Here is a 13687-nt window from a genome sequence, read left to right as displayed (position 1 = left end):
ACTAAGCTCATGCGTGCCATGATCCTTCATCAGTCAAAAGAAGCGCTTCGGCTGGAAAATGTCCCTATTCCGGAGCCGGTGGATAAGGAAGTACTCATCCGAGTAGAGGCGTGCGGAGTCTGCCGCACCGACTTGCATGTATGGGAAGGGGAGCTGGCCCATCCCCATCTGCCGCTTATTTTAGGCCACCAAGTGGTGGGGACAATTGTCAAGCAGGGAGCCCAAGCCCGCCGTTTTGAGAACGGCGTGCGCGTCGGAGCGCCCTGGCTAGCGCGCAGCTGCCAGCACTGTCCTTATTGCTTGGCCGGTCAAGAGAATTTATGCGACCACGCTCTCTATCGCGGCTACCAACTCAATGGAGGCTTTGCCGAGTATTGTTTAGCGGACGAAGACTATGTTTTTCCCATACCCGAGCATTATTCCTCTTTACATGCCGCTCCTCTTTTGTGCGCCGGCTTGATCGGCTATCGCTCGCTGCGGCTCGCCGGAGAGGCACGGAAGCTTGGCTTTTATGGATTTGGGGCTGCCGCTCATCTGTTACTCCAAGTGGCCCGCCATCAAGGAAAAGAGGTCTATGCGTTTACGAGAAAAGGGGATGAGAAAGCCCAGGCCTTTGCCCGGCAATTGGGAGCTGTGTGGGCAGGCGCCTCGGAGCAGCCTCCTCCGGAGCCGTTGGATGCCGCACTTATCTTTGCATCCGCGGGGTATTTGGTGCCTCTGGCTTTGCAGGCCGTTCGCAAAGGAGGAAGCGTTGTATGCGCTGGCATTTATATGAGCGATATTCCCTCTTTTCCCTATTCGCTTCTCTATGGAGAGCGCGTGCTGCGCTCGGTCACCAATTTGACGCGCCAAGATGGCGAGGAGTTTTTTACGCTTCTCTTTGAAAAACCGATTGAAACGACCATTACTGTTTATGACTTGGAGCAGGCTAATCAGGCTTTAGCAGATTTGAGAGAGGGACGGCTGGTGGGATCGGCTGTATTGGCGATCGAATCCCACTAACCGTAAAACTAATTTGAACAAGAAGACGGCTTGCCGCATGGACAGCAGTTGTCGTGCTTGTGTGGTTTCTCGCTGCTGGAGGAATTTTGGTAATCTGTTAGGTAAAATCCCGAGCCTTTAAAGTGAAGCCCAGCGCCGCCGCCGACTTTTCTTTTCCATGTCTGCTGATTGCAGGAGGGACAGATAGTCAAGACGGGATCTGTGATTTTTTGCAAAATTTCCTGTTCGCAGCCGCAGCTAGAACAATAGTAGTCGTAATTGGGCATTATTTTAAACCAAGCGTTTAAGTGGTTGCCATTGATAGGGGAGTAAAACTCCCCATCAATGAATAGGAAGACCTGTAAAGCTGGTTGACAGCCTTACAGGTCGCGAATTGGCAAACGGCTACATCATGCCGCCCATTCCCATACCGCCCATGCCTCCCATGCCGCCCATACCCATTCCGCCCATGCCATCCATAGCAGGCATGCCGGCTTGCTGGGATTTAGGCTTGGGTTTATCGGTGATCATAGCGGCTGTTGTCAAGAGCAGTCCTGCGATAGACGCTGCGTTGACTAAAGCACTTTTGGTAACAAGAACAGGATCGATTACACCTGCCTGGAGCAAGTCTTTAAATTCATCAGTTAAGCCATCATAGCCATAAGCTCCACGCGCTTCGTAGATCTTTTCAGCGATGAGGTTGCCCTGTTTGCCGCAGTTATTGGCAATGGCTGTTGCTGGAGCAAAAGCCGCTTGCTGAATAATGGAGACGCCAATTGCCTCGTCGCCCGATAATTTGAGATTCTCCAAGCTTTTTACCGCTCGGAGAAGGGCGACTCCGCCTCCCGGAACGATCCCTTGAGCAACAGCTGCGCGCGTTGCATGCAAAGCATCTTCTACACGGGCTTTCTTTTCTTTAAGCTCCGTCTCTGTTGCTGCGCCGACGTTGACAACGGCAACGCCGCCTACCATTTTGGCTAAGCGCTCTTCCAATTTTTCCCTATCATATTTGGAAGTCGATGGGTTGTTGAGCTCGGCTTTAATTTGAGCAATGCGTTCCTTAACTTCCTCGGACTGTCCCGCTCCGTCAATAATGGTCGTCTCTTCCTTAGAAACTTTAATTGTTTTGGCGCGGCCCAATACTTCAGGACCGACTTCGTCTAAGTGCAGGCCTACTTCTTCCGACACGACTTTGCCGCCGGTCAAAATGGCAATATCTTGGAGCATAGCTTTGCGTCGGTCGCCGAATCCAGGCGCTTTAACAGCGCAAACAGCCATTCCGGCTTTGAGCTTATTGACGACTAAAGTCGCCAATGCTTCGCCATCGATATCTTCGGCAATGATAAGTAAAGGACGTGGACCCTTAGCCATAATTTTTTCTAGAACGGGAATGAGGTCTTTCGCTGCAGAGAGCTTTTTGTCCGTAATTAAAATGAAGGCGTTGGACAGCTCGACCGTCATGTGCTCGGCGTTGGTGATAAAATAAGGAGACACATAGCCTTTATCAAATTGCATGCCCTCGACATAGTCGACATGCGTCTCAATGCCTTTGGCCTCCGCAACGGAAATAATGCCATCTTTGCCCACTCTTTCCATGGCTTCGCCGATGATTTTGCCAATTTCTGCATCGTTATTGGCTGAGATGGTGGCAATTTGCTGGACTTCTTGAGCTGTATTGACGGGAGTGGCCAATTGATCCAATGCCTTTGTCATCGTTTCGACTGCATGCTCGATTCCACGCTTAATGCCCATTGGATTGGCGCCGGCCGTCACATTTTTGACTCCTGCCGTATAGATAGCTTCGGCCAACACAATCGCTGTTGTCGTTCCATCGCCTGCAGCATCGGATGTCTTGGCAGCCACTTGATTGACGAGTTGGGCGCCCATATTTTCAAACTTATCTTTAAGAGCGACTTCTTTGGCCACTGTCACCCCGTCTTTTGTCGAAAGAGGGGATCCAAACCCTTTATTGATCACGACATTGCGTCCTTTAGGACCTAATGTGACTTTAACGGCTTTCGCGAGGGTTCTTACCCCTTTTAAAATTGACTTTAAAGCCTCTTCATTAAATTGTAGCATCTTTGCCATAGGTCAATCCTTGATAAGGGTTAAGATAAAATTCCAAGAATATCGCTTTCAGATAAAATCAAATAATCTTCTTCGCTATCTTTAACTTCTGTTCCTGCATAGGCGCCAAAAAGAACGCGGTCGCCGACTTTAACGGAAATAGGCTCGACTTGTCCATTCTCATTCATTTTACCAGGACCGGCCGCAATGATTGTTCCCTCTCTTGGCTTTTCTTGTGCCGAATCAGGAAGCAAAATGCCGCCTTTAGAAGTTTGAGCCTTTGCACGTTGAACCACAACTCGATCCCCAAGGGGCTTAATCTTAGTAGCCATGATTGAATCTCCTGTTTTGAATTCTTGAATTAACGTAACTTTCACAAGGTATTTTAGAAGTGAACTCTATTTATGTCAAGGTAAGACCGTTATTTTTTAGCAAACAATTGCCTCAAGTGCCAGATTTAATCATAGAGGGGTAAGAGATAGGATCGCCGCTTAACAAGATAAGCGTCTCGTTCTTTTTGATGCAGGGCCCGCAATTTCCACGTTACATACGGTTCTTCTTTAATAATGCGATAGACTTCATCTGTTCCGTTCACTTTATTGAACATAGCTTGGCGCTGGGGGGCTGTTTCCAGGGCTTTCTTGAATTCCTCTGGATAAAGACTTTTTAACATGCCGATTAAGAGGTATTGAGTTGTAACGGGTAGATAGCTTTTGAAATCTGTGATGACAATCAAGACGCCTTGGCAGTCTTGATGGGCGAAGCGGCCAAAAAAGGGGCGGTAATGAAAGGGCTGAAAGTGGACCCCGGGAAAGCGTTGCTCGTTGAGCTTTTGAGAGAAAAGCGCAGCGTCGATCCAGGGAGCGCCCACGATTTTAAAAGGAAGTGTATAGCCGATTCCAATATTGACGATTTGCAGCTCTCCTAGCAATCCTGTTGTTGGGTAATAAAAAACCGTTTGGGCTTCCGGGACATGCGGGCTGGTGGGAATCCAGGTGAGGTTGGTATCGGCAAAAGTCATGTGACGTTTCCATCCCTGCATGGGGACAACGGTTAAAGAGCAGCCGATTTGATACTCTCCATTGAAATACAGGGCAAGCTCGCCAATGGTCAAGCCATGGCAATAGGGAACATTGATATAGCCAACAAAAGAGCGCCATTTCTCTTCCAGAAGAGGACCGTCGACGACCAGGCCGCCCAGCGGATTGGGACGGTCTAGAACAAGGACGGGAATGTGCTGCTTAGCCGCTTCTTCCATGGCATAAAATAGCGTGGAAATATAGGTATAAGAGCGAGAGCCGATGTCTTGAATATCATAGACCAGTAAGTCCAGTTCTTTGAGCATGGCCGTTGTTGGACGACGCGTGCTTCCATGAAGGCTATAAATGGGAATGCCAGACGGATCCTGGGAGTGCTTGACCTTTTCATCGGCATAGTGGACGCCTGTTAAGCCATGCTCGGGAGCGAATAAGGCGGCCAGTGTATACCCGTACTTGTGTTGTTGACTCTTAAATAATTCAATCGTGGATTGGCGCTCAGCGTTGATGGCGGTATGGTTGGTGATCAGCCCAATGCGCTTTCCTTTGAGAAGAGAGCAATAAGCGGGCGTAAAAAGATTATCTATGCCTAATTTGACGTCGGCCAATAGGAGGAAAGGCGAGGGAAGCAAAGATAAAAAAGCGAGTAAGGATAAGAAGATGTTTTTAAGCATGCCTGATGAAAATAGTATGGGGAAAAAACTCCAAACTCAGGTTTTTAGCAATTTCTTCTTAAGTAATCCAGTGAAATTGAAAGCGGCAGAAGAATTAAACTCTAAACACAGGTTACTAGGGGAAAAACCTCGACTCTAGGCATGAGCAATGGTCATCCATCCTTTTTGAAAGAATTCCTTGCCCCAATCGGAAAAAGAAGGCTTGAAATCCGCTTTTTCCAAAAGGAGCCGATGGGAATTAGCGATAGGAAGGGTGGAGCGAGCAAGCTTCCGCGCTGCGTCTACAGGCTTCCGCGCATTCTTGGCAATAGCGGGATTGCATGCGCCCGCATTCATTGGCGCATTGCCGGCAAATATTGCCGCAAAGATCCAGAACCTGCTGGGTCCATTCCGAATTGCAGCTTTTAAATTTAACGGCCAAATCGCACAGTTCAGCGCAGTCATTGCACAGGCAGGCGATGCGCTGATGGCCTTCTTCAATGCACTTCTTCGCGCAAGCCTTGCAAATGCTCAAGCATTCCATGATGGCATGCATTTCAGGCGTATCTAAATTGGAGTATTGAGTTCCAGTCATTTTGGGGTAAGCCATATAATCTCCTGGTTAAAGTTAAAATTTGAATAAGTCCTTCTATTGAATGGGATCCTTATAAAAATATTAATAGTAATAAACAGCTCGTTCATACAGAAGGAGATGGCAAAGAAAAGGAAGGCGGACTCTATTTCGCAAAAGCTTCCCTGTTTCGAAAACGCATAAGAGGGCTTAGGTCAAATGATGCGAGCCTTTCCTTCACCCTAGAGAGAATACTAAATCTTATCAATAAAATTTTTTAATTAAACCCTTGGCAAATAGCTGCCAATTCATAGCTGGTTGGGCAAAGTTCAAAAAGAAAACAACTGCTTTTGCGATGAATAGATAAATAAAAGACTGATTATCAATATGAAAGGGCTTGTAATCTCTTCGATGGTCACTTCTATTATAGCTTATTTCAAAAAAATAGTCATAAGAGACTGCTGGCGAATTTATTCTTATCTCGAATCTCGATCATTGGCGTTTTAATACATCCTCTCTTGGATAAGAGTCACCAGTCTTTTCTTATTGGCGATTAGCCGACTTTATTCCATTTAGGAAAAGCTTTTTTAAAAGAGAATAGTCTGTTATAACAGAGCGCTTATTTTAAACTCTTTAACGCAAGGTTAAAATATGGAAGAGTCTCCCCTCCTTCAAAAGGCTAAATCTCAAATTCAATCCGTTAAAAGCCGTACACTTTCTTTGGAAGAAAGAAAAGAGGCTGCGATTGCCTTGGCAGGCCTGATGTTAGAGGAGGCTCAACGTATCCAAACCGCTTCAGAAAGACGCCAGCAAGAGCAGCTCGCGCGCATGATGAATGATCCCATTGGGAAAGTGTTCACAACGGCTATTACGGATCAATGCTTCAGAAGCCAGAATCCCTATCGGGTGGCGGATCAGCTGACTTATGTAATCAAAAAATATGGGGTGCCCAAGTACTTGACGACTGATAAGCGGCTAGCCTTAAAAATTTTTACAGTGGTAGGCCGTTCGCTTTCGCGCTTGATTGTCCCGCTGACTATTCAGCTCATCCGCAAAGAAACGACCAGCGTTATTCTACCTGGCGAGGAAGACCAGCTGGCCAAGCATATGCAGAAGCGCCGGCAAGAAGGAGTCCGGATCAATCTCAACCACTTGGGAGAGGCGATCTTAGGAGAAGAAGAAGCGCAGCATCGCTTGCAAATCTATTTGGATGATTTGGCTAAGCCTGAAGTCGAGTATATCTCCGTAAAGATTTCAACCATTTACAGCCAGATCAATTTATTGGCATGGGAAGAGACGCTGGATATTCTAGCTGACCGTTTGCGGCAACTTTATCGAGCGGCCAAGAGGCATCTCTATATCCGTCCGGATGAAAAGGCCGTTCCGAAGTTTGTAAATTTGGATATGGAGGAGTACCGCGATTTGAATTTGACAGTCGCTTTATTCCGCAAAGTATTGGACGAATCCGAATTTTATCAATATGAAGCAGGCATTGTTCTACAAAGCTATTTACCTGATTCTTACCTCATTCAGCAAGAATTGACAATTTGGGCGATGCAGCGCTTGGCGCGTGGGGGGGCTCCCATTAAGATCCGCATTGTCAAAGGGGCAAATTTGGCAATGGAGCAATTCGAGTCTGCTCTTCGCCTCTGGCCACAGGCGCCTTATTCTTCCAAGGCGGATGTTGATGCCAATTATAAGCGCATGGTGACGTACGGATGCGAAAAAGATCATGCCCAGGCCGCTCATTTAGGCATTGCAAGCCATAATTTATTCGACATTGCTTATGCCATGTTGCTGCGGTCTGAAAAAGGGGTAGAAAAAGAAGTCTGCTTTGAAATGTTGGAGGGAATGGCAGACCATATGCGCCGCGTTGTCCAGTACTTGTCCGGCGATATGCTGCTTTATTGCCCGGCTGCCACAAAAGCCGAGTTTCAAAATGCCGTCGCCTATCTTGTCCGCCGCTTGGACGAAAATACGGCTCCCGAAAACTTTTTACGCCATGCCTTTGATCTGAAACCTGGGACGGAGCAATGGCAGAACCAGGCAGACCTTTTTGCCCGCGCCTGCTTGAATTATCAAACGGTCTCTTATTTGCCAAGACGGACGCAGAATCGCCTAAGCGAATCAGCCGTCCAAGAAAAGGGAGTGAAGTGCTTTCAGAATGAGCCGGACACCGACTGGTCTTTGCCGCAAAACCGTAAATGGGCAGAAAAAATCATGCAGGATTGGAAGGCAAAAAAGATCAAGCCCGTTCCGCTCGTCATTGGAGGGAATTATTATGGCCCGCAGGGACAAATTGGGAAGGGGGAAGATCCTGCACAGCCAGGCGAGGCGCTTTATCAATATACTCTCGCAACGGAAGAGCAAGTCGACCACGCTTTGAAAATCGCCCAGGAAAACGAAAAGGGCTGGTCGCAGACGTCCATTCAAGAGCGGGCCCATCTGTTGGCCAAAATTGCCCAGAACATGTGTCTGCATCGCGGCGATTTAATTGGAGCGATGGTTGCCGATACGGGTAAAACGATAGCAGAGGCCGATATTGAAGTATCAGAAGCCATCGATTTTGCCACTTACTATAGCGCAAGCTTGCTGGAATGGGGCAACCTGGCAGACATTAAATGGAAGCCGAAGGGGACAATTTTAGTGGCTCCGCCGTGGAATTTTCCTTGTTCGATACCGGCTGGGGGCATTCTAGCTGCTTTAGCGACGGGTAACTGCGTCATTTTTAAGCCGGCAGCAGAATCCGTATTAGTCGGATGGCAGCTTGTTCAGCTTTTTTGGGAAGCCGGGATCAGTCAAAGCGTCCTGCAATTTATCACTTGCGAAGACGATCCTGTCGGAAGCCGGCTCATTCGCGATCCTCGCATCGCTGCCGTTGTTTTGACAGGAGCGACATCCACCGCCAAATTGTTCTTGAAAATGCGTCCCGATTTAGACTTGATGGCCGAAACGGGCGGAAAAAACACTTTGGTCATTACCGCCATGTCCGATCGCGACTTGGCAATCAAAGACCTTGTCCATTCAGCCTTCGGCCATGCAGGTCAAAAATGCAGCGCTTGCAGCCTCGCTATTTTAGAAGCAGAGGTCTATGACGATCCGCATTTCCGCAAGCAATTGCGCGATGCGGCTGCCAGCTTAGCCGTTGGATCGCAATGGGACCTAAAAACACGTGTCAATCCCTTGATTCGCGCTCCCAATCCGACCCTGCTGCAAGGATTGACGCAATTGGAAGAAGGGGAAGAGTGGTTGCTTGAGCCTAAGCAGGACCCCAACAATCCTCAGCTCTGGAGCCCAGGCATTAAATTAGGCGTCAGGCCCGGCAGCTTTACCTTCCAAAATGAATTATTCGGGCCTGTGCTAGGATTGGTCCGAGCGGAGACATTCGCCGAGGCATTGGACTTGATGAATCAAACGGCTTATGGCCTGACGGCAGGCATTCATTCGCTTGACGAACGCGAACAGCGGGAATGGCTGAGCCGCATTGAAGCGGGCAATTGCTATATTAACCGCACGATCACAGGAGCAATTGTTGAGCGCCAGCCTTTTGGAGGGTGCAAAGAAAGCAGCTTTGGAAAAGGCTCGAAGGCAGGAGGGCCGAATTATCTCGTGCAGTTCATGCATGCCGAGCAGACCTCGCTTCCCCAAGAGGGTCAGGAGCCCAAGGGAGAGGCGCTCTCTTTCGTCAACTCTGTCGGTCAGCAAAGCCTCTTGCCTTCTGAAGACGTACAGCGTTGGCAGGCGGCTGTCAAGAACTATGCCTTTTATTATAACCGCTATTTTTCCAAGGCGCACGATCCAAGTTTGGTGATGGGACAGGACAATCTGCAATGCTATAAGCCGCGTTCGCATTTATTGCTGAGAGGCCAGCAAGGAGATGCCCTCATCGATCTATTGCTTGTGATGGCCGCGGCCTTGATCTGTTCAACTCAATTAGAAGTCAGTATCGAAGATCCCGCCATTGCCGCTCAATTGCATAAGCTCGCCCTTCCCCCATCTCTAACTATTGTCCAAGAGACTGAACAAGAATTGATCAAGCGTTTAGAAAAAGGCCGCATTAAGCGCGTAAGGCTGCTTCGATCTCCCTCGCAGCCCTTGCAGGAGGCTTTTGCCCAGGCTGCTTGCCATCTCAACCGCGGCCCTGTTTTAGCGAATGGCAGATTGGAGCTGCTTCATCTTTTAAGGGAAGTGAGCATCAGCCGCGACTATCATCGCTATGGCAATTTAGGCGATCGTGAAAATGAGCCTAGGCATCCTCTTCCCGGGAGTCCCGAGGAACAGCAAATGGCTTGCGGAGCATGTGCGTGCCATGAGTGATTTATTGAAATTGAATGTGCAGCAGCGGGAAGCCGTTACAGCTTTGGAAGGCCCAGTCTTGGTTTTGGCTGGAGCGGGATCGGGCAAAACGCGAGTTGTAACTACGCGTATCGTCCATTTGATTGAAAACGGCGTGCCGCCTTCCCGGATTTTGGGTGTGACATTCACAAATAAAGCGGCAGAAGAAATGCGGGAAAGGGTCCGCAAGCTGACAAATCATCAAGTGCTTATTTGCACTTTCCATAGCTTAGGCGCGCGCGTGCTGCGCGAATCGATCTACGCTTTGGGCTATCAGCGCGATTTTACCATCTATGATGAAGACGATGTAGAAAAGCTGTTGAAGGCGTGCCTTGTCGAGCTCAATCTGAAAGACAAAAAGATGGACATTAAACCTTTCCGCCATTTGATCTCGCAGGCAAAAAATGCCTTGCAAACGCCGGACCAGCTTCTGCATGCCGAATGGACAACCGATGTCGAACAAGCTTTCCCTCAGGTATACGCGCTTTATCAAAAAAAGCTGCAAGAATATCAAGCTGTGGACTTTGACGACCTGCTCTTTTTAACTGTCAAGGTGTGGAAAGAGCATCCCGGCTTATTGACGCGCTATCAAGAACGGTGGGCCTTTGTCCTGATTGATGAATATCAGGATACGAATGCCGCTCAATATGCGATGGCGCGCTTGCTTGTCGAGAAAAGGCGTAATTTATTTGTCGTAGGAGATCCCGATCAGTCCATTTATTCCTGGCGTGGCGCCAATATCCAAAATATTTTGAACTTCGAGCGGGACTATCCGGGAGCGAAAATTATCCGCCTGGAGCAAAACTATCGCAGCCATACGCATATCTTGCAGGCGGCCAATGCGCTGATCAGCCATAATGCCAACCGCTATGAGAAAAAGCTTTGGAGCGATCTTGGCCCCGGAGAAAAAATTAAGCTTTTTATCGGCGAAGATGAGAGGGCTGAAGCGGATTTTGTGGCAACGCAAATTGCCCAACACCGCTCCAAGCAAAGCATCCCCTTAAATGAAATGGTGGTCTTCTACCGGACAAATGCTCAGTCGCGTGTATTCGAAGACTATCTATTGGGTAGGGGGGTTCCTTATATTATTGTAGGAGGGCTTTCTTTTTATCAAAGGCGTGAAATCAAGGATATTCTGGCTTTTTTGCGCATTGCGCAATCCGGCGCCGATTTCATTTCTTTTGCCCGCACGATCAATCTTCCCAAGCGGGGCCTAGGAGAAGCTTCAATAGAAAAGATACGCCAAGGGGCTAATGAAGAAGGAATGACAATCCTGGCTTATTGCGAAGCACTGCTAACAGAGAAGCCCTTGCGCTCTATCTTACGCCTGTCTGCTAAGCAAAAAGAGGGAGTAGCCGACTACATGCGGATCATTCATGAACTGCGCCAGTTGGCTAAACAAGGATCAATCCGGGACTTGGTGTTAGCTGCCATTGAAGGGACAGGCTATCTGCCCTATCTTATGGAGGATAAAGAGACCTATGAGGAAAGACGGGAAAACTTAGATGAATTGATAGCTAAAGCCGTTGAGTGGGAAATGTCGGCGCCAGACCCTTCTCTTGAAGCCTTCCTAGAAGAATTATCTTTAAAGTCCAGCTTAGACGAAGCGGATCAGTCGCAAGACCGGCTAAGCTTGATGACAATCCATAACGGCAAGGGGTTGGAGTTCAAAGTGACCTTCTTAGTCGGCCTCGAAGAAGATCTCTTTCCGCATGTCAATTCCAAGAATAATTCCGAGGAAATTGAAGAAGAGCGGCGCCTGTGCTACGTCGGTATTACACGTGCTAAGGACTTCCTTTACTTGAGCTATTGCCATACGCGTTATTTATGGGGAAATTTGCGTATGCAAAAGCCCAGCCGATTTTTAAAGGAAATTCCAAATGAGCATTTGGAAAGATGCAGGCAGAGCCAGCAGGTTTCCCGGGCAGCTTTATGGGAGGCCCCTTCGCAAGAGCGCGTGAAGTATGTCGAACAGCCCTTACCAAAGCAAACAGAGGAATTTTCGCCGGGAGATACCATTTTCCATAAAGATTTTGGTATTGGACAGATCAAAGAGGCTTATCAAGGATCAATGGGGCTTACCTATAAAGTGCTATTTTCCAAAGATAATAGTTTAAAGACTTTAGTGGCCAAATATGCCATTTTAAACCGTCTTTAAGGCATTTCGATCAAACGATCATTTCCTCGTGCACCGATTATCTTCTGTAATAAGGATAAGTTGAGTAGGATCCGCTATAGCCAGGAGAATAGTAGCCTGCATTATAGTTAGGGTAGTTCGTATAGTAAACGGGATTGGGATTGTAGGGATAATTGGTCTCATACAGTTCGTTGGCAGGTTTTTCTACGTCATTGGTGCCTATATTGTAACGAATGTTTCCCCCATATTCAAAGCTGCTATTGGGATTGTTATAATAGCGGTTCATTTGATAATAGTTTTCGCGAAAGTCTCCTGAATAGGTCGGATAGCCTGTTCCTGCCGAATAAGGGTAATAAGGCGACCCTGAATAATAGGGAGTAGTAGAAGGCGTTGTAGCATAATAGCCGGTTCCTGCCGGAATATACGTATAGCTAGGCCGAGTGGGAACATAGGTATATCCCTGGGTATAAGACGATGGATAGGCTTGATTTCCGGCCGTTGAATAGGTGGAATAATAGGGATAGGATATCCCCGTCCCTGTAGGGACATAAGTATAGTTGGTGTAGGCGGCTGTCGAAGGCGAATAGTAAGCCGTTGTAGAGGCCGTATAAGCAAGAGCTGTCTCATTGCCCCCGTCTCCCCCGTAATCTTGATAGTCATATCCCTCTGGAGGAGCATAAGAGCCATCTCTTCGATAAACGGGCGGCTGGTCTCCTCCTTTTAAATAGTCATCTCTGTCGGCCCGCCAATTTTCCCGGTAATCCCAGTCATATTTATAATAATTGCGATTATAGAGCGATTTGTCATCGTTTCTTCCATGAAAAGCCAATGCTTTTTCCTGTTTGTTATCTTGTGCGGAGAGAGAGGAAGCCGATTGAAGAGAAGAGGAATCGGCATACACAAAAGCACTCATCCATAAAAATAAATGGCATAAGGCTTGAAAGGAACGCTTGAATAAATGAGAGGACAACATAAACCTCCAAATAACTAAAATGGCAATAGAATGTCTTTATACTTTAGCAGCCTAGGCAAAATAACCTAGGCTGTTTAATTTTAACTGCTTGGTTATCGATTATAGGATGAATAACCGCTATAGCCTGGTTGGCTGACAAAGGGGCCGCCTGGGTTATAGGATGAGTTATAGGATTGGTTTCGATAATAAGACTGGTTTTCATACGGTTGATTTTGGTAGTTAACCTGGTTTTGATAAGGCTGGGCTTGGTAATAGGATTGATTCTGATAAGACTGGCCTTGGAAGTAAGGTTGGTTTTGATAATAGCCGCTATTTTCAGAACCATATCCATTGTAATTGTTATAGCCTGTATAATTGCTATAACCGCTATAATTATTGTTCCTATAGCCATTATAGTTGTTTCTATAGTAACCATAGTTGCCATTATTCCCATTGTAATAGCCTTGTCTACGCGTCTGATAGCGATCATCGCCGGCATCATAGCCAATTCCTGGAGGACCGTAAGGATGGTTTTCACGGTAGGCTTGGGCTTGTGTTTCCCCTTTATAGAAAGCATCTCGATTATGGCGCCAGCTCTCTTTATAGTCCCAATCCCCTGTGAAATGATCACGGCGAGGATGTTCGTTAATATATTCTTCGTACTGATACTCTTGGTTGTCTTGATAAGCGATCTCTTCCCTTCCTGGAGAAGAGGAGTCCTTATTGCTTTGAGGAGGATAAGTATTAGGAGTTTTGGGATTCGCATTTTTTTGATTTTGATTAGGCAAATTCTGATTTTGATCAGAATGCATACTGGAAGCTGTACCGGAGCTTTGATAAGACTGAGCAGATAAGCCAGAGAACGAGAAGAGGGTTAAACTCAATAATGTATAAAAAGAATACTTGTTGAAATACGTTGTTTGCATAGAGACCTCCGCATATTAGCTATAAAAT

10 protein-coding genes are annotated in these 13687 nt (G+C 47.3%); 3 read left to right on the top strand and 7 right to left on the bottom strand.

Translation table 11 applies throughout. The annotated features are described in order from the left end of the window. Positions 1–9: 9 nt before the first annotated feature. Complete coding sequence (locus BN3769_RS13840) at positions 10–1002, top strand: zinc-dependent alcohol dehydrogenase family protein (protein ID WP_068471420.1); 993 nt, start codon at positions 10–12, stop codon at positions 1000–1002. A gap of 8 nt (positions 1003–1010) precedes the next feature. Here the strand turns inward: BN3769_RS13840 and BN3769_RS13835 are convergent, their stop codons facing one another. The 5 genes from BN3769_RS13835 to BN3769_RS13815 form a co-directional block, all read right to left on the bottom strand. Then, entirely contained in the window at positions 1011–1268 is a 258-nt protein-coding gene (locus tag BN3769_RS13835) for an FmdB family zinc ribbon protein (RefSeq protein WP_068471419.1), read from the bottom strand. Positions 1269–1386: 118 nt separating this feature from the next. Continuing rightward, complete coding sequence (groL, locus tag BN3769_RS13830; RefSeq protein ID WP_068471418.1) at positions 1387–3069, bottom strand: chaperonin GroEL; 1683 nt, start codon at positions 3067–3069, stop codon at positions 1387–1389. 20 nt (positions 3070–3089) lie between these two features. After that, positions 3090–3380, bottom strand: a complete 291-nt coding sequence (locus tag BN3769_RS13825) for a co-chaperone GroES (RefSeq protein WP_068471417.1) — start codon at positions 3378–3380, stop codon at positions 3090–3092. Positions 3381–3505: 125 nt separating this feature from the next. Continuing rightward, positions 3506–4759 (bottom strand): exo-beta-N-acetylmuramidase NamZ family protein, encoded by a 1254-nt coding sequence (locus tag BN3769_RS13820; RefSeq protein WP_079989577.1) that lies wholly within the window; start codon positions 4757–4759, stop codon positions 3506–3508. Positions 4760–4997: 238 nt separating this feature from the next. Beyond that, on the bottom strand, positions 4998–5348 hold the full coding sequence (locus BN3769_RS13815) for a four-helix bundle copper-binding protein (RefSeq protein ID WP_068471416.1): 351 nt from the start codon (positions 5346–5348) through the stop codon (positions 4998–5000). 612 nt (positions 5349–5960) lie between these two features. Here BN3769_RS13815 and BN3769_RS13810 point away from each other — a divergent pair. Further along, a complete protein-coding gene (locus BN3769_RS13810) occupies positions 5961–9626 on the top strand; it encodes a bifunctional proline dehydrogenase/L-glutamate gamma-semialdehyde dehydrogenase (RefSeq protein ID WP_068471415.1) in 3666 nt (1221 codons plus the stop codon). After that, positions 9619–11802, top strand: a complete 2184-nt coding sequence (locus BN3769_RS13805; RefSeq protein ID WP_068471414.1) for an ATP-dependent helicase — start codon at positions 9619–9621, stop codon at positions 11800–11802. Before BN3769_RS13810 ends, BN3769_RS13805 begins: the two co-directional genes overlap by 8 nt. Positions 11803–11839: 37 nt before the next feature. Here the strand turns inward: BN3769_RS13805 and BN3769_RS13800 are convergent, their stop codons facing one another. Both BN3769_RS13800 and BN3769_RS14950 read right to left on the bottom strand, forming a co-directional pair. Then, a complete protein-coding gene (locus tag BN3769_RS13800; protein WP_068471413.1) occupies positions 11840–12754 on the bottom strand; it encodes a hypothetical protein in 915 nt (304 codons plus the stop codon). Positions 12755–12846: 92 nt separating this feature from the next. Continuing rightward, positions 12847–13659 carry a hypothetical protein gene (locus tag BN3769_RS14950; RefSeq protein ID WP_068471412.1) on the bottom strand — a complete coding sequence of 271 codons (813 nt, stop codon included), beginning with the start codon at positions 13657–13659 and terminating at the stop codon, positions 12847–12849. Positions 13660–13687 lie beyond the last annotated feature (28 nt).

It is taken from the genome of Candidatus Protochlamydia phocaeensis, assembly GCF_001545115.1.
Taxonomy (GTDB): Bacteria; Chlamydiota; Chlamydiia; order Chlamydiales; family Parachlamydiaceae; genus Protochlamydia_A; species Protochlamydia_A phocaeensis.
Note: the sequence above shows the minus strand (reverse complement) of the source record. Positions and strands in the feature narration are given on the sequence as shown.